The organism is Streptomyces johnsoniae, from assembly GCF_031845565.1.
Lineage (GTDB): Bacteria > Actinomycetota > Actinomycetes > Streptomycetales > Streptomycetaceae > Streptomyces > Streptomyces johnsoniae.
Map to the genome: position 1 here is coordinate 15,324 of NZ_JAVREV010000014.1, position 16,385 is coordinate 31,708.

Genomic DNA, 16,385 nt, shown 5'->3' on the forward strand with positions numbered 1-16,385 from the left:
GAGACCAGCCCTCGTGTCCGTCTTCAACAAGATCATGCGTGCAGGCGAAGGCAAGATCCTGCGCAGGCTCCAGCGCATCGCCCGGGATGTGAACTCTATTGAAGACGATTTCCTCGATCTTTCGGATGCCGAGCTCCGGGCGCTGACGGACGAGTACCGGCAGCGTTATGCCGACGGGGAGAGTCTGGACGACCTGCTGCCCGAGGCGTTCGCCACCGTGCGGGAGGCGGCCAAGCGCGTGCTGGGCCAGCGGCACTACGACGTGCAGATGATGGGCGGCGCAGCGCTGCACCTGGGCTACGTCGCGGAGATGAAGACCGGTGAGGGCAAGACGCTGGTCGGCACCCTCCCCACGTATCTGAACGCGCTGTCGGGCGACGGGGTCCACCTGATCACGGTCAACGACTACCTGGCGCAGCGCGACTCGGAGTGGATGGGCCGGGTGCACCGTTTCCTCGGTCTTTCGGTCGGGTGCATCACCGCGGGCATGACGCCGGCCAAGCGCCGTGAGCAGTACGCCTGCGACATCACGTACGGCACCAACAACGAGTTCGGCTTCGACTATCTGCGCGACAACATGGCCTGGTCGAAGGAGGAGCTGGTCCAGCGGGGGCACAACTACGCGGTCGTCGACGAGGTCGACTCCATCCTGATCGACGAGGCGCGGACGCCGCTGATCATTTCGGGCCCGGCGGACCAGGCGACGAAGTGGTACGCGGACTTCGCCAAGCTGGTGAAGCGCCTGGAGCGGGGCGAGCCGGCGGTGCCGACGCGGCAGGAGCCGGAGACCGGCGACTACGACGTGGACGAGAAGAAGCGGACCGTCGCGATCCACGACGCGGGCGTCACCAAGGTCGAGGACTGGCTGGGCATCGACAATCTCTACGAGTCGGTGAACACGCCGCTGGTCGGCTACCTGAACAACGCGATCAAGGCCAAGGAGCTGTACAAGAACGACAAGGACTACGTCGTCCTGGACGGCGAGGTCGTGATCGTCGACGAGCACACCGGCCGCATTCTGGCGGGTCGCCGTTACAACGAGGGCATGCACCAGGCGATCGAGGCGAAGGAGGGCGTCAAGATCAAGGATGAGAACCAGACGCTCGCCAAGATCACCCTTCAGAACTACTTCCGCCTCTACGGCAAGCTGTCCGGAATGACCGGTACGGCGATGACGGAGGCCGCCGAGTTCCACCAGATCTACAAGCTCGGCGTGGTGCCCATCCCGACCAACCTGCCGATGGCGCGCGCCGACCGGTCGGACCTGATCTACCGCACGGAGGTCGCGAAGTTCTCCGCGGTCGTCGACGACATCGCCGAGAAGCACGAGAAGGGCCAGCCGGTCCTGGTCGGCACCACCTCGGTGGAGAAGTCGGAGTACCTCTCCCAGCAGCTGAACAAGCGCGGTGTGCGGCACGAGGTGCTGAACGCGAAGAACCACGAGCGGGAGGCCGCGATCGTCGCCAAGGCGGGCCGCAAGGGCGCCGTCACGGTCGCGACGAACATGGCGGGCCGCGGTACCGACATCAAGCTCGGCGGCAACCCGGACGAGATCGCCGAGGACGAGCTGCGGGGCAAGGGCTTCGACCCGGTGGAGAACGCGGAGGAGTGGGCGGCCTCGCTGCCGCAGGCGCTCGAGCGGGCGGAGAAGGCGGTGGAGACGGAGTTCAAGGAGGTCAAGAGCCTCGGCGGGCTCTACGTGCTGGGCACCGAGCGGCACGAGTCGCGGCGCATCGACAATCAGCTGCGCGGCCGTTCCGGCCGCCAGGGCGACCCGGGCGAGTCCCGGTTCTACCTGTCGCTCGGCGACGATCTGATGCGGCTGTTCAAGGCGCAGATGGTCGAGCGCGTGATGTCCATGGCCAACGTGCCGGACGACGTGCCCATCGAGAACAAGATGGTCACCCGCGCCATTGCCTCGGCGCAGGGCCAGGTCGAGCAGCAGAACTTCGAGATCCGCAAGAACGTTCTGAAGTACGACGAGGTGCTCAACCGGCAGCGCGAGGTGATCTACAGCGAGCGCAAGCGCGTGCTGGAGGGCGAGGACCTGCACGAGCAGGTGCGCTTCTTCATGGACGACACGATCGAGGCGTACGTGCGCGCGGAGACCGTGGAGGGCTTCGCCGAGGAGTGGGACATGGACCGGCTGTGGGGCGCGTTCAAGCAGCTCTACCCGGTACACGTGACGGTGGAGGAGCTGGAGGAGGAGGCCGGCGGACGGGACGGCCTGACGCCGGAGTTCATCGTCGACTCCATCAAGGACGACGTCCACCAGCAGTACGACAAGCGCGAGGAAGAGCTGGGCTCCGAGGTGATGCGGGAGCTGGAGCGCCGCGTGGTGCTCTCGGTCCTGGACCGCAAGTGGCGTGAGCACCTGTACGAGATGGACTACCTCCAGGAGGGCATCGGCCTGCGCGCGATGGCGCAGCGGGACCCGGTGGTGGAGTTCCAGCGCGAGGGCTTCGACATGTTCACCGCGATGATGGAGGGCATCAAGGAGGAGTCCGTCGGCTACCTGTTCAACCTGGAGGTCCAGGTGGAGCGGCAGGTCGAGCAGGTGCCGGTGCAGGGCGGGGAGAAGCAGCCCGCCGAGGAGGCGCAGGACGCGGTGCCCGCCGGTGCGGGGCGCGGGGCCGCGGCTCCGGCGATCAAGGCGAAGGGCCTCGAAGTGCCCAAGCGGGCGGACCGGCTGCACTTCTCCGCGCCGAGTGTGGACAGCGCGGGCGGGGTCGTGGAGGGCGATTTCGCCGCGGATGCCGCCGCCGAGGACACGGGCGCGAACGCGGGTGCCACGACGGGCGGGCGCGCGGAGCGGCGCAAGGCGCAGAAGGGCGGCCGTCGGCGCAAGAAGTAGCCGCCGGTGGCGAGGACGGTGCGCGGCGCCCGGGGCCTGAGGGTCCCGGGCGCCGCGCGTTGTCAGGGCACGGTGTCCAACTCGACGGCGCAGCACTGCCAACGGCCGTCGCCCGGCCTGCGTTCGAGGCGGAAGGCGAGGGCCCGCGTGCGTTCCCCGGCGCTGATGCGGGCGAACGCCTCGATGGCCTCGTCGCTCGGCCGGCAGACGCCGACTCCGCCGACCGCGGGCGCCCGGCCGCCGGGAGGCGGGCGCAGGGGGGCGTGCGGCGCGAGGGCGCTCAGCTGCTCGTACGCCGGCGCGCGGGCGTGGCCGAGGAGGACGTGCACGGGACGCTGTCCGCTGAGCACCAGAACGAGCTGTTCCGCGAACCAGTCCTGCGGTCCGCGGCCGCGCGGACGTGAACGGCGGCCCGGGCCGCGGGAGTCGGTGCGTGCATCGGTGCGGCGCCGCGGTCCGCGGCTGCCGGGCTTGGTCATGTGTCCCACCCCGATTGAAGCTACCGGTCGGTAACTAGGGCGGAGTGTAATGATGCCGTCACGGAGAGGCAAGGCGGGGTTGCCTGGTACAGTGAGCCAGCTCTGGGGGCGGACAGAAAGTCGGACGGAAAGTCAGGCAGAAGGCAGTAGTTCATGCGCGTCTACGTTCCGCTCACGCTCTCCCGGCTCGCCCAGGTACACAAGGACGGGCAGATCGGCCCGGCGCCGCTGACCGCGTACGCCGTCACTCCCGGGCTGCGCGAGTGGTACCTCTCGGGCAACGAGGAGGAGTTGGAGTACGCGGCCCTCAGCCGCGCCGCCCAGTCCTCGCTGCGGCTGCTCGCGATCGATCCCACGGTGCCGAGGCGGCGCGTGGTCGTCGCCGCGGACGTGCCCGACCGCACGGCGGTCGCCGATCCGGACCGCGCGCTCGAGCCCGACGCGCTGGGCGAGGTGCGGCTGACCGAGCCCGTTCCGCTGGCGGTTCTCGCCGCCGTGCACGTGGACGCGCCGGACGCGGAGCCCGACGTCACCGCGGCGGCGGCGGCCGTGGGCGCGGCCGATCTCGGCGACGACGACGCCCGGTTCACGGTGGACGGCGCGGCCGACCACGAGCTGTTGTGGTACGGCGTGCAGGAGATCGACAGCCTGGTGTAGTCCGTTGTCAGTGGGGCGACGTACCGTCTACGGCATGGGTGCGCACATCGTCTGGGACTGGAATGGCACGCTGCTGCACGACATCGAGGTCGTGATCGCGGCCACCAACGCCTCGTTCGCCGAGATAGGCATACCGTCGATCACCCTGGAGCGGTACCGCGACCTGTACTGCGTGCCGATTCCCCGCTTCTACGAGCGACTTCTCGGCCGTCTTCCCACGGACGAGGAGCGGGCGGTGATGGACGCCACGTTCCACCGGCACTACTTCGCGCGGGCCGACACAGCGGCGCTCGCCGAGGGCGCGGCGCGGCTGCTCGCCGACTGGCAGGCGGCCGGGCGCACCCAGTCGGTGTGCTCGCTCGCCCCGCACGAGCGGCTGCTCCCGTGGGTCACGCGGCTGGGCATCCACGGTCATTTCCTGCGCGTCGACGGGAGCACGGGGGACAGCATCGCGACCGGCAAGGCCGCGCAGATGGTCAGCCACCTCGCGGCCCTCGGCGGCGTGCGCCCGGAGCGCGTGGTGGTGATCGGCGATGCCACGGACGATGCGACGGCCGCGGCGCACGCCGGGGCGCGCGCGGTGCTGTACACGGGGGGCTCGCACAGCAGGCGCAGCCTGCTCGTCGCCGGGGTGCCGGTCGTCGACAGCCTCGCCGAGGCCGTGGCCGTGGCGGAGGAGCTGGCCGCCCAGGTCTGAGGCGCGCGCCGGGCGTACGCTGCCCGCGCGGAGGGTGCGGAGCGGACAGTCCGCTTTTCATCCGGCGGTGAGGCGTTCGTCAAGCGCGGAGCGTAGCCTGGCCCAGTGATCAGTGCGATATCGGCCGCGACGCGGGCCGGAGGCGGCGCCGCCTCCTCTCGGTACCCGGTGCCATCCGGGCCGGCCATGCCGCTGGTCCGCATCTCCGGGCGGGGCCGATCCATGGACCAGCGCTGCCCGGTGACCGTTTCTCGACGTCACGCAACGGCGCGCGACACAGGAGCCAGAGGACAATGCACACCAAGCCGGATGAAGCCAAGTCCGAACTACTGACACGGGCCGCCCGCGTGGCGGAGCAGGGCACAGCAGGGGGGCCGCCCGGGCACGGCATGGACGCTTCGGCGATCCGCGCCTATCTCCAGCGCTACTACCTCTACATCCCCCTCGAAGACCTCGCCGACCGGGAGCCGGTCGACCTGTACGGCGCGGCCTTCGCGCACTACCGGCTCGCCGCCCACCGGCCGCAGGGCACCGCCGACGTGCGCGTGCTGACGCCGACCGTCGAGGAGCTGGGCTGGGCCTGCAGCCACACGGTCGTCGAGATCGTGACCGACGACATGCCCTTCCTCGTCGATTCCGTCACCAACGAGCTGTCCCGGCAGGGCCGCGGCATCCACCTCGTCATCCACCCGCAGATCATCGTCAGGCGGGACGTCACCGGCCGCCTGCTCGAAGTGCTCGACGCCGGCCGCGATCCGTTCGGTCCCTCCGCCACGAGCCACGATCCGGACGACCTCCCCGAGGACGCCATCGTGGAGTCGTGGATCCATGTGGAGACGGACCGCGAGACCGACCACGACGACCTGCGGCAGATCGAGGCCGATCTGCGCCGGGTGCTCAGCGATGTCCGCGAGGCCGTCGAGGACTGGCAGAAGATGCGCGGCACCGCGCTGCGCATCGCCGAGAGCCTGCCCGAGGAGGCGCTGCCGGACCGGCTGCCCACCGAGGAGGTCGAGGAGGCGGGAGAGCTGCTCCGCTGGCTCGCCGCGGACCACTTCACGTTCCTTGGCTACCGCGAGTACGAGCTGGACCGCGAGGACAACGGCGGCTCCGGCGACACGCTGCGCGCGATCCCCGGCACCGGGCTCGGCATCCTGCGCTCCGATCCGAAGCACGACCGGGACACCGACGACCCGGCCGCATCCGCGGCCTTCGGCCGCCTCTCTCCGACCGCCCGCGCCAAGGCCAGGGAGCAGCGGCTGCTCGTCCTCACCAAGGCCAACAGCCGGGCCACCGTGCACCGCAGGTCGTACCTGGACTACATCGGCGTCAAGAAGTTCGACGAGCAGGGCCGCGTCGTCGGCGAGCGCCGCTTCCTCGGGCTGTTCTCCGCCGCGGCCTACACCGGCACCGTGCGACGCATCCCCGTCATCCGGCGGTACGTCGCCGACGTGCTGGCCGCGGCCGGTTTCGCGCACGACAGCCACAGCGGCCGGGACCTGTTGCAGATCCTGGAGACCTACCCGCGCGACGAGCTGTTCCAGACGCCCGTCAGGACGCTGCACAGCATCGCGACCGCCGTGCTGCACCTCCAGGAGCGGCGCCGGCTGCGGCTGTTCCTGCGGCAGGAGGAGTACGGGCGCTACTACTCGGCCCTGGTCTACCTGCCCCGCGACCGATACACGACGTCCGTGCGGCTTCGGCTGACCGGCATCCTCATGGAGGAGCTGGACGGCACTAATGTCGACTTCACCGCGTGGAACACGGAGGGCGTGCTCTCGCGGCTGCACTTCGTGATCCGCGTCGAGCCGGGCACCGAGCTGCCCGAGCTCACCGACGCGGACGTGGACCGCATCGAGGCCAGGCTGGCGGAGGCGTCGCGCAGTTGGAACGACACGTTCACCGACGCGCTGGTCGCCGAGTGCGGCGAGGAGCAGGCCGCCGAGCTGGGCCGCCGCTTCCACGGGGCGTTCCCCGAGGGGTACAAGGCGGACTTCCCGCCGCGGGTCGCCGTCGCCGACCTCCAGTACGTGAACCGGCTGCGCACCGACGCGGACGGCGACTTCGCGCTCAGCCTCTACGAGCCGGTCAACGCGGGTCCTGGCGAGCGGCGGTTCAAGATCTACCGCACCGGTGAGCCGGTGTCGCTGTCCGCCGTGCTGCCCGTGCTCCAGTACCTGGGCTTCGAGGTCGTGGACGAGCGGCCCTACGAGCTGCGCCCCGCGGGCGGTGCGACGGCCTGGATCTACGACTTCGGGCTGCGCCTCCCCGAGCAACTGGCCGGCGGTCTCGGCGGCGACGCCAGGGAGCGGCTTCAGGACGCGTTCGCCGCGGCCTGGACCGCGGCGGCGGAGAACGACGGGTTCAACGCGCTGGTCCTGTCCGCCGGGCTGACCTGGCGGCAGGCGACGGTGCTGCGCGCCTACGCCAAGTACCTGTGGCAGGCGGGCGCGCGGTTCAACCAGGAGACGATGGAGGCCACCCTCAGGAAGAACGCGCACACCACCCGGCTGCTGGTGAGCCTCTTCGAGGCCAGGCTCTCCCCGCAGCGCCAGGGCGCGGGCCGCGAGCTGACCGACGGGCTTCTTGAGGAGCTGGACGGCGCCCTGGAGCACGTGGCCAACCTGGACGAGGACCGCGTCCTGCGGGCGTTCCTGACGGTGATCAAGGCCACCCTGCGGACCAACTACTTCCAGCAGGACAGCACGGGCAGCCCGCACGCCTACCTGTCGATGAAGCTCGAACCCAAGGCCATTCCCGAACTGCCGCAGCCCCGCCCCGCGTTCGAGATCTGGGTGTACTCGCCGCGGGTCGAGGGCGTGCACCTCAGGTTCGGCAAGGTCGCCCGCGGCGGGCTGCGCTGGTCGGACCGCAGGGAGGACTTCCGCACCGAGATCCTGGGCCTGGTGAAGGCCCAGGAGGTGAAGAACACGGTGATCGTCCCCGTCGGCGCCAAGGGCGGGTTCGTCGGCAAGCGGCTGCCCGACCCGGCCGCCGACCGCGATGCCTGGCTCGCCGAGGGCATCGCCTGCTACCGCACGTTCATCTCCGGCCTGCTCGACATCACCGACAATCTGGTGGACGGCCAGGTCGTGCCGCCCGCCGACGTGGTGCGGCACGACGGCGACGACACGTACCTCGTGGTCGCCGCGGACAAGGGCACCGCCACCTTCTCCGACATCGCGAACGAGGTGGCCGTCTCCTACGGCTTCTGGCTCGGCGACGCGTTCGCGTCCGGCGGTTCCGCCGGCTACGACCACAAGGGCATGGGCATCACCGCCCGCGGCGCCTGGGAGTCGGTGAAGCGGCACTTCAGGGAGCTGGGGCACGACACCCAGGCCGAGGAGTTCACCGTCGCCGGCATCGGCGACATGTCGGGGGACGTCTTCGGGAACGGGATGCTGCTGTCCGAGCGCATCCGGCTGGTCGCGGCGTTCGACCACCGGCACATCTTCCTCGACCCGGACCCGGATGCCGCGCGTTCCTTCGCCGAGCGCAGGCGCCTGTTCGCACTGCCGCGCTCCTCCTGGGCCGACTACGACAGCGCGCTGATCTCCAAGGGCGGCGGCGTCCACCCGCGCAGCGCCAAGTCCATCCCGCTGACCCCGCAGGTCCGCGCCGCGCTCGGCATCGATGGCCGCGTGTCCGCGATGACCCCCGCCGAGCTGATGCGGGCCATCCTCGCGGCGCCCGTCGACCTGCTGTGGAACGGGGGGATCGGCACCTACGTGAAGGCGTCGTCGGAGTCGCACGCCGACGCGGGGGACAAGGCCAACGACGCGATCCGTGTCAACGGCCGCGACCTGCGCGCCAGGGTCGTCGGCGAGGGCGGCAACCTGGGCCTCACCCAGCGCGGCCGCATCGAGTACGTCCTCGCGGGCGGCCGGTGCAACACCGATGCCATCGACAACAGCGCGGGCGTCGACACCTCCGACCACGAGGTCAACATCAAGATCCTGCTCAACTCGGTGGTCGGCAACGGCGATCTGACCGTGAAGCAGCGCAACGAGCTGCTCGCGCGCATGACGGACGAGGTCGGCTCGCTGGTCCTGCGCAACAACTACGCGCAGAACGTCGCCCTGGTCAACGGCGCGAGCACCGCGCCGGGTCTGGTGCTCGCCCACCAGCGGTACATCCGCAGGCTCGGCGAGGACGGCAGGCTGAACCGGGAGCTGGAATTCCTGCCGGACGACGACGAGTTCCGCGAGCGCCGCGCCGCCGGCCGGGGCCTGACCGAGCCCGAGCTGTCGGTGCTGCTCGCGTACGCCAAGCTGGCCGTCACCGACGAGCTGATCGGGACCGACCTGCCCGACGACCCGTACGTCAGCCGGCTGCTGCACGCCTACTTCCCGAAGGAGCTGAACGAACGGTTCGCCGACCGCATCGACGGCCACGCGCTGCGCCGCGAGATCATCACGACCCTCCTGGTCAACGACACGGTCAACGTGGGCGGCTCCTCGTTCGTGCACCGCATGCAGGAGGAGTCGGGCGCCTCCACCGAGGAGGTCGTGCGGGCGCACACCGCCTCGCGCGCCATCTTCGGGCTCGCCGCCATCTGGGACGCCGTGGAGAGCCTGGACAACCAGGTGGAGGCCGACCTCCTCACCCGCATCAGGCTGCACAGCAGGCGCCTGGTCGAGCGCGGCGCCCGCTGGCTGCTCAACAACCGCCCGCAGCCGCTGAAGCTGACCGACACCATCGACCTGTTCGCCGAGCGCGTCGGGCAGGTCTGGGAGGAGCTGCCGAAGCTGCTGCGCGGGCAGGACCTGGAGTGGCACGCGACCCTGCTGGACGAGCTGGTGGCGGGCAAGGTGCCCGCGGAGCTGGCGCATCAGATCGCCGGGCTCTCGGGGGCGTTCCCCGCGCTGGACATCGTCGCCGTCGCCGACCGCACCGGCCGCAAGCTGCTTGACGTGGCCCGTGTGTACTACCACCTCAGCGACGAGCTGGGGATCTCGCGCCTCCAGGACCGGATCAGCGAGCTGCCGCGCGCCGACCGGTGGCAGTCGATGGCCAGGACCGCGATCCGCGAGGACCTGTACGCGGCGCACCAGCTGATCACCGCCGATGTGCTGGCGGTGGGCGACGCGGACTCCTCCCCGGAGGAGCGGTTCGCCGACTGGTCCAAGCGGAACGCGGCGGTGATCGGCCGGGCCCGCGGGACGCTGCGGGAGATCCAGTCCTCCGACAGTTTCGACCTGGCGAACCTGTCGGTGGCGATGCGGACGATGCGCACCCTGCTGCGCGCCAACCGGTAGGCGCGCGGCCCGGCGGGGCGGCCGGCCGCCCCGCCGGGATCAGGGGATCAGGTGACCAGGGGGTTAGGGGGTCAGGGGGTCAGCGGCGGCCGGGGCGGCTGGGGCGGGCGCGGACGTGCATGCGTTCGCCCTGGGCGCCGAAGAGGCTGAGGATCTCCACCGGCCGTTCGTCCGCGCTGCCGAACCAGTGCGGCAGCCGCGTGTCGAACTCGGCGGCCTCGCCGGGCCCGAGCACCAGGTCGTGCTCGGCGAGGACCAGCCGCAGCCGCCCGGCCAGCACGTACAGCCACTCGTAGCCCTCGTGCGTCCTGGGGTCGGGGGCGGGCCGGTCCGGCGGCGACCCCGGAATGATCATCTTGAACGCCTGGAGGCCGCCGGGCTGCCGCGTCAGCGGCAGCACCGTCCGGCCGCCGAGCGCCTGCCGCGGCGCCAGCCGCACCCGCGGGTCGCCGGTCTCCGGCGCGCCGATCAGCTCGTCCAGCGGCACCCGGTGGGCCTGGGCGATCGGCAGCAGCAGTTCGAGGCTGGGTCTGCGCAGACCGGACTCCAGCCGCGAGAGGGTGCTCTTGGAGATGCCGGTCGCCGCCGCGAGGGCGGCCAGCGTCACGCCGCGCTCGGTCCGCACCCGCCGCAGGCGGGGGCCGACCCCCGCGAGTACCTCGCCGATCTTCGTGGGCTGCTCGTCCGTCATGGTTGCCATTCCAGCGCATCCGTCCCGCAAACGGCAACACGAGTTGCCAAGAAGTGGTGACCGGGCGCAGGCTCCGGAACGAGGTGCCCGCGCGGTGCCGAACCGAGAGCGCGATCCGAGAGCGCGATCCGAGAGTGCGAACCGAGGAGTCCCGAGTGCACGCACATCAGCATGACCACGCCGCCACCGACGAGATCGACTGGGAGGCCATGGGCGACCATCTGGAGCGGGAGGCGGATATCCAGTCCCCGTTCCTGACCGCGGCCGTGGCCTGGCTCGCCGAACGGCTGCCCGGCGCCCGCCGTGTCCTGGACGTGGGCAGCGGACCCGGCGTCGCCGCCTGCGAGTTCGCCGGGCGGCTGCCACACGCCGAGGTGGTGGCCGTCGACGGCGCGCCGGGACTGCTGGCGCGGGCCGCGGCCCGCGCCGAGGCGGCGGGCGTCGCGGACCGGCTGCACACCCGGCACGCCGACCTGAGCGTCGACCTGAGCGACGGCCTGGCCGGTCTCGGCCCCGCCGACCTGGTCTGGGCGGGCCGCTTCGTGCACCACCTGGGCGACCAGCGGGCGGCGCTCGCCGCGCTCGCCGCGGCCCTGCGCCCCGGCGGCCTGCTGGCGCTGGTCGAGGGCGGGCTGCCCGCCCGGTTCCTGCCGCGCGACATCGGCCTCGGGCGGCCCGGACTCCTCACGCGACTCGACGCGGTGGAGGAGGAACGGTTCGCGCAGATGCGCGAGGAGCTGCCCGGCCGGACCGAGACCGTCGAGGACTGGCCCGGGATGCTGGTCTCGGCCGGCCTGACCGGCGCGCTCAGCCGCACGTTCCTCGTCGACACGCCCGCTCCGCTCGGCGGCGCGGCCCGCGCCCACCTGCACGGGCGCCTGGTCCGGCTGCTCCACGGGTGCGGCGACCGGCTGGACGCCGAGGACCGCGGCGCTCTGGAGGTGCTGACCGACCCCGAGGCGGCGGAGAGCATCCTCAGGCGCCAGGACGCGTTCTACCTCACCGCCGTCACCGTGCACACCGCTCAGCGGCCGCTGTAGGCGGGGCGCGCGGAGCGGGGCCGGGGCGCGCCCGCGGCCCGCAGCGCCACCGCGCCCGGCGCGGGGCGGCGGGCCTCGGGCGGCACGGCGGGCGGCACGCACCGGCCGCCGAGGAAGACCTGCCGGACCACGCGTTCGGCGGCGAAGCCGTCGGCGTACGGGCAGAACTGCCGCCGGAACGCTGCTCGTCGCGCCGCGCCGCGCGGGTCGGTCCACAGCCGGTGGCCGGTCAGGACCGCCGTCAGCTCCTCCTGCGTGCGGGTCACGGGCCCCGGGGCGGCGGCGGGCAGGTCCAGGTATACACCGTGCACGGCCCGGTACACCTCCCAGTCGTCGGCGTGCAGGATGATCGGCCGGTCGAGGCCCGCGTAGTCGAACAGCACGGGTGCGTAGTCGGTGACCAGGGCGTCGGCGGCGAGGCACAGTTCCTCGATTCGCGGGTGCGCGGTCACATCCAGCACGCCCGCGCCGGTGTGCCCGTACCCCGCGGCGCCGGCGCCGCCCGGGGCGCGGAGCAGCAGCAGGAAGCCGGGCCCGAGATCGCGGGCCAGCCGCGCCGGGTCGACGCCCGGCAGGTGCCCGCGGTCGTATCCGCGCCGCGCGGGCGCGTACAGCACGGCCAGCACGCCCTCGGGGATGCCGAGCCCGGCGCGGACGCGCAGCACGTCGGCGGCCGTCGCCGTGTGGAAGACGTCGGCGCGCGGCGAGCCGTACTCCAGCGTCAGGTAGGTGGCGGGGTAGGCGCCCTCCCAGGCGAGGGTGGTGTGGCGGTTGGCGGACAGGCAGTAGTCCCAGCGGTCGATCTGACGCAGCAGGCGCGGGATGTCGCGGTGCGGGATGTCGCGGTGCGGGAAGCCGCGGTGCGGGACGTCGAGGCCGACGTGGGCCAGTGGGGTGCCGCCGTGGGTCTGGAGACGCAGCTGTCCCGGGCGCTTGACCAGCGCGTCGGGGAACGCGCCGTCGCTCACCAGGTAGCGGGCGCGCGCCACCGCGCGGAGGTAGCGGCGGGTGCCGGGCGTCAGCGCGGGTACGCCCTCGGGCAGCGGCCCGGGGCCCGGGTCCGGCCGGGTGATCCAGGCGGTGCGGACGGCCGGGGCGAGTTCGCGGAGCTTGGCCTCGATCGCGGCCGGGTGCCCGGTGTAGCCGCCGCTTTCCGTGCTGAAGACGGCGAGCTTGCGGTCGAGCGGGCGGCGCAGCTGGAACCGGTAGTGCACGCGCAGCAGCCGGCCGCGCAGTCGGCCGCGGGTCCGGGCGCGGAGCCGGCCGGCCACGCGGTGGACGGAGAGCAGCAGGTGGAAGGCCCGGCGGGCGCCGAGGCGCAGCAGCAGCTGCCGCAGGCCGGCGGCGCGGCGCCGCCTGCCCAGGGCGGTCGCGCCCGCGGCGGCCCGGTGCCTGCGGCACAGGGCGCCTGAGCGCCGGAAGAACTCGGCGCGGTCGGCGGCGGGCAGCCGCCCGGGCGCGCGGTAGACGGCGGTGAGGTGGTCGACCATGCGGCGGTGGATCGCGGCGCGCCAGCGGTCGCCGCCCGGCAGCGTGGCCAGCTGAGCGAAGACGCGGTCGTACTGGGTGAGGACGTCGAGGTGGCCGCGGCCCGCGGCGCGCGCCCGGCCGCCGGTGCGGCGCACGCGGTGGTGCACGCAGGGGCGGTCGAGTACGGCCACCGAGACGGCGGCGGTCAGGGCCGGGTAGACGAAGGGCAGGTCCTGGTAGTGGCCGGGCGGAAAGCGCAGGTCGAGCCCGTCGATCAGGTCGCGGCGGTAGGCGGCGGCCCAGGCGACGGGCGGCAGGCGCAGCAGGGCGGGGCGTTCGGCGAGGGTGAACGTGCGCGGCCCGCGTTCGGCGAGCGCGCCCGGCGGGGTGCCCGGGGTGACGGCGCCGTGCCAGGCGGCGCGGGCGTGGCCGAACAGCAGCAACTGCGGGTCGCCGGTGGCGGCCAGGCGCGCGGCGATGGCGGCCAGGGCGCCGGGGGTGAGGGTGTCGTCGCCGTCGAGGAAGAGCAGGTAGTCGCCGCTGGCGTGGTCGAGTCCCGCGTTGCGGGCGGGGCCAGGGCCCGCGGTGCGGGGCAGCCGCAGCCCGGTGACGCGGGGGTCGGCCGCGGCGGTTTCGGCGATGATGTCGCGGCAGGCGTCCGGCGAGGCGTCGTCCACCGCGATCAGTTCGACGTCCTGGAAGTCCTGGGAGAGCACGGACGTCAGGCAGGCGGGGAGGTACGCCTGCACCTGGTGGGCGGGGACGATGATGCTGAAGCGGGGCACGGTGACATCCAGGGGGCAGCCGGGGACAGCGCATCGGATCGATTACACGGACCATCCGACAATCGCTTCTCGGCGGGCTGTTTCCCGGGACGCCGGAGGTGTCGGGGCTGCCGCACCGGGCGTTTTCCCCCGTTCGGCGGAGGCGGCCCGCCGTCGTGGCCCGCCGCCTCCGCCCGCCGCCTCCGCTCACCGCCTCCGCCCGCGCCTCACCGGCGGCTCACCGGCGGCTCACTTCACGGCGCCCGCCATCACGCCGGACACGAACTGCCGCTGGAAGGCGAAGAAGATGGCCAGCGGGATCAGCATGGTCAGGAACGCGCCCGGGGCGAGCACGTCGAAGTTGCTGCCGAACTGCCGCATCTCCTGCTGGAGCGCCACCGTCATGGGCGGCGAGCCCGAGTCGGCGAAGATCAGGGCCACCAGCATGTCGTTCCACACCCACATGAACTGGAAGATGGCCAGCGCCGCGATGGCCGGGCCGCCGAGCGGCAGCACGACGCGGGTGAAGAGCCGCACCTCGCCCGCCCCGTCCAGGCGCGCGGCCTCCAGTAGCTCGCGCGGGATCTCGGCGAAGAAGTTCCGCAGGAGGAAGACGGCGAACGGGAGTCCGAACGCGGTGTGGAAGAAGATGACGCCGAGGTTGGTCTCGAAGATGCCCAGGGTGTTGAACAGCCGCGCCACCGGGATCAGCGCCACCTGCACCGGGACCACCAGCAGGGCCACGACCACCAGGAACCACCAGTCGCGGCCCGGGAAGTCCAGCCAGGCGAACGCGTAGGCGGCCAGCGCGCCCAGCACGACCACCAGGAACGTGGACGGCACGGTGATGACCACGCTGGTCCATATCGATCCGGTGAAGTTGTCGTTCGACAGCAGGGCGTCGTAGTTCGACCAGGTCAACTGGTCGAGATCGGTCAGGACTTCCCACCAGCCGGTCGACGCGATGTCCCGCGAGTCGCGGAAGGACGACGCGAAGAGACCGGCCGTGGGCAGCAGCCACACCACGGCGAGCACGACGAGGACGACCCGCACCGTGCCGCCGGCGGCGAAGGAGGCCAGCCGCGAGACGACCGATGGCCGGGGCGGCCCGCCGGCCTCGGACGACGGGACCCGGGCCGGGTCCGGCAGTTGGGCGGTCTTGGTGGGAGCGGTCACCGCTGGTTCTCCCGTCGCAGCCTGCGTACGTTGATGATCATCACCGGCAGCACCAGAACCAGCAGGAACACCGCGATGGCGCTGCCGACGCCCTGGTGCGAATCGGTGCCGAAGGACGACAGGTACAGCTGGAGGGCCAGCACGTTCGCCTCGTCCTGTGTTGAGGTGGGCGCGATGATGTAGACCAGGTCGAAGATCTTCAGCACGTTGATCATCAGCGTCACCATGACCACCGCGAGCACGGGGGCGAGCAGCGGGACGGTGATGCGCCGGAAGACCTGCCACTCGTTGGCGCCGTCCACCCGCGCCGCCTCCAGCGTGTCCCGCGGCACCCCGGCGAGCCCGGCGGCGATCAGCACCATCGCGAAGCCCGCCCACATCCACACGTAACTGCCGATGATCGCGGGGGTGATGACGCTGGGGCCCAGCCACTCGGCGCCGTTGTACGGGGCCTGGAAGTCGCTGCCCGCCAGCCGCACCTGGGCGCCGTCGGCCTCGGCCGGCAGCGCGAACGTCCCGTCCTCGGCCGTCGTGGTCTCCGCGACCACCTCGCCGTCGGCCACCGCCTGGACGGTGATGCCGGACAGGCCCTTCTCCTCCGGGTCGACCGCGCCATCCGTGCCGCCGCCGCCCCGCGTGAAGTCCATCCACACGGTGCCGGTGACCTGGTCGCCCGGGGCCTGGGGCACGGCGGCGGGCGCCGCGTCCGCGAGCTCCGGCTGCGGCACCGCGACCAGCGGCAGCATCGCGGGGGAGCCCACCTCGGCCGGGGAGGTCAGCAGGTACGAGCCGTCCTCCTGGGCCTCGACCGGGCCATCGGGCCGCGGCTGCGCGTCCGGCCAGGCGGGGCTGTCGGCGAACGAGTCGTGCACCGTGGTCATGACCGCGTTGGCCACACCCCGGTCCGGATTCTGCTCGTAGACGAGGCGGAAGATGATGCCCGCCGCGAGCATCGAGATCGCCATGGGCATAAAGATGATCAACTTGAACGCGGTGGCCCACCGTATCCGCTCGGTCAGCACGGCGAAGACCAGTCCGAGCGCCGTCGCCACGGTCGGCGCGACGACGATCCAGATCAGATTGTTCTTGAGGGCCGTCCTGATGCCGTCGTTGGTGAACAACTCCTTGAAGTTGTCCAGCCCCACGTACGAGTCGCCCGAGGCATCGAACAGGCTGCGCCAGATCGAGTACCCGATGGGGTAGACGACCAGCGCGCCGAGCAGCAGCAGCGCGGGCAGCAGGAAGCTCGCGACCACCGACGGCCGTGCCTTGATCACCGCCACCTTGCCGGAAGCCATG

The 16,385-nt window shown here is 72.1% G+C and carries 10 protein-coding genes; 5 read left to right on the forward strand and 5 right to left on the reverse strand.

Translation table 11 applies throughout. The features are described 5' to 3' along the window. Positions 1-13: 13 nt before the first annotated feature. Positions 14-2,854 carry a preprotein translocase subunit SecA gene (secA, locus tag RM779_RS23130; protein WP_311619671.1) on the forward strand — a complete coding sequence of 947 codons (2,841 nt, stop codon included), beginning with the start codon at positions 14-16 and terminating at the stop codon, positions 2,852-2,854. Positions 2,855-2,916: 62 nt separating this feature from the next. Here secA and RM779_RS23135 read toward each other — a convergent pair whose 3' ends face one another. After that, positions 2,917-3,333 (reverse strand): Rv3235 family protein, encoded by a 417-nt coding sequence (locus RM779_RS23135; RefSeq protein WP_077061083.1) that lies wholly within the window; start codon positions 3,331-3,333, stop codon positions 2,917-2,919. A 153-nt stretch (positions 3,334-3,486) separates the two neighbouring features. Here RM779_RS23135 and RM779_RS23140 point away from each other — a divergent pair, with 153 nt between their 5' ends. From RM779_RS23140 to RM779_RS23150, 3 genes are all read left to right on the forward strand, one after another. Continuing rightward, positions 3,487-3,990, forward strand: coding sequence for a DUF6912 family protein (locus RM779_RS23140; RefSeq protein ID WP_311619672.1), 504 nt, complete (start codon positions 3,487-3,489; stop codon positions 3,988-3,990). Positions 3,991-4,024: 34 nt separating this feature from the next. Further along, entirely contained in the window at positions 4,025-4,687 is a 663-nt protein-coding gene (locus RM779_RS23145) for an HAD family hydrolase (RefSeq protein WP_311619673.1), read from the forward strand. Between the two features lie 293 nt (positions 4,688-4,980). After that, positions 4,981-9,945 carry an NAD-glutamate dehydrogenase gene (locus RM779_RS23150; protein WP_311619674.1) on the forward strand — a complete coding sequence of 1,655 codons (4,965 nt, stop codon included), beginning with the start codon at positions 4,981-4,983 and terminating at the stop codon, positions 9,943-9,945. Between the two features lie 79 nt (positions 9,946-10,024). Here the strand turns inward: RM779_RS23150 and RM779_RS23155 are convergent, their stop codons facing one another. Next, the gene (locus RM779_RS23155) at positions 10,025-10,645 is read right to left on the reverse strand and encodes a helix-turn-helix domain-containing protein (protein WP_077061086.1); all 621 of its coding nucleotides are present in this window, start codon (positions 10,643-10,645) and stop codon (positions 10,025-10,027) included. A gap of 146 nt (positions 10,646-10,791) precedes the next feature. On the opposite strand from RM779_RS23155, the gene RM779_RS23160 reads away from it, so the two are divergent. Next, positions 10,792-11,676: a class I SAM-dependent methyltransferase gene (locus tag RM779_RS23160; protein ID WP_311619675.1), complete on the forward strand. Its 885-nt coding sequence runs from the start codon at positions 10,792-10,794 to the stop codon at positions 11,674-11,676. On the opposite strand, the gene RM779_RS23165 is transcribed toward RM779_RS23160, so the two are convergent. The 3 genes from RM779_RS23165 to RM779_RS23175 all read right to left on the reverse strand — a co-directional run bounded on the left by RM779_RS23165 (position 11,661) and on the right by RM779_RS23175 (position 16,384). Beyond that, positions 11,661-13,931, reverse strand: coding sequence for a bifunctional glycosyltransferase/CDP-glycerol:glycerophosphate glycerophosphotransferase (locus RM779_RS23165; protein ID WP_311619676.1), 2,271 nt, complete (start codon positions 13,929-13,931; stop codon positions 11,661-11,663). The two genes, RM779_RS23160 and RM779_RS23165, sit on opposite strands and share 16 nt — an antisense overlap. Positions 13,932-14,159: 228 nt before the next feature. Next, positions 14,160-15,086: a carbohydrate ABC transporter permease gene (locus RM779_RS23170; RefSeq protein ID WP_394813370.1), complete on the reverse strand. Its 927-nt coding sequence runs from the start codon at positions 15,084-15,086 to the stop codon at positions 14,160-14,162. Beyond that, the gene (locus tag RM779_RS23175; protein ID WP_311619677.1) at positions 15,083-16,384 is read right to left on the reverse strand and encodes an ABC transporter permease; all 1,302 of its coding nucleotides are present in this window, start codon (positions 16,382-16,384) and stop codon (positions 15,083-15,085) included. Before RM779_RS23175 ends, RM779_RS23170 begins: the two co-directional genes overlap by 4 nt. Position 16,385: the final 1 nt, after the last annotated feature.

Coding starts and splice junctions, on each gene's coding strand:
- RM779_RS23135 (WP_077061083.1), bottom strand. CDS start 3,333: ATGACCAAGCCCGGCAGCCGCGGACCGCGGCGCCGCACCGATGCACGC.
- RM779_RS23140 (WP_311619672.1), top strand. CDS start 3,487: ATGCGCGTCTACGTTCCGCTCACGCTCTCCCGGCTCGCCCAGGTACAC.
- RM779_RS23145 (WP_311619673.1), top strand. CDS start 4,025: ATGGGTGCGCACATCGTCTGGGACTGGAATGGCACGCTGCTGCACGAC.
- RM779_RS23150 (WP_311619674.1), top strand. CDS start 4,981: ATGCACACCAAGCCGGATGAAGCCAAGTCCGAACTACTGACACGGGCC.
- RM779_RS23155 (WP_077061086.1), bottom strand. CDS start 10,645: ATGGCAACCATGACGGACGAGCAGCCCACGAAGATCGGCGAGGTACTC.
- RM779_RS23175 (WP_311619677.1), bottom strand. CDS start 16,384: ATGGCTTCCGGCAAGGTGGCGGTGATCAAGGCACGGCCGTCGGTGGTC.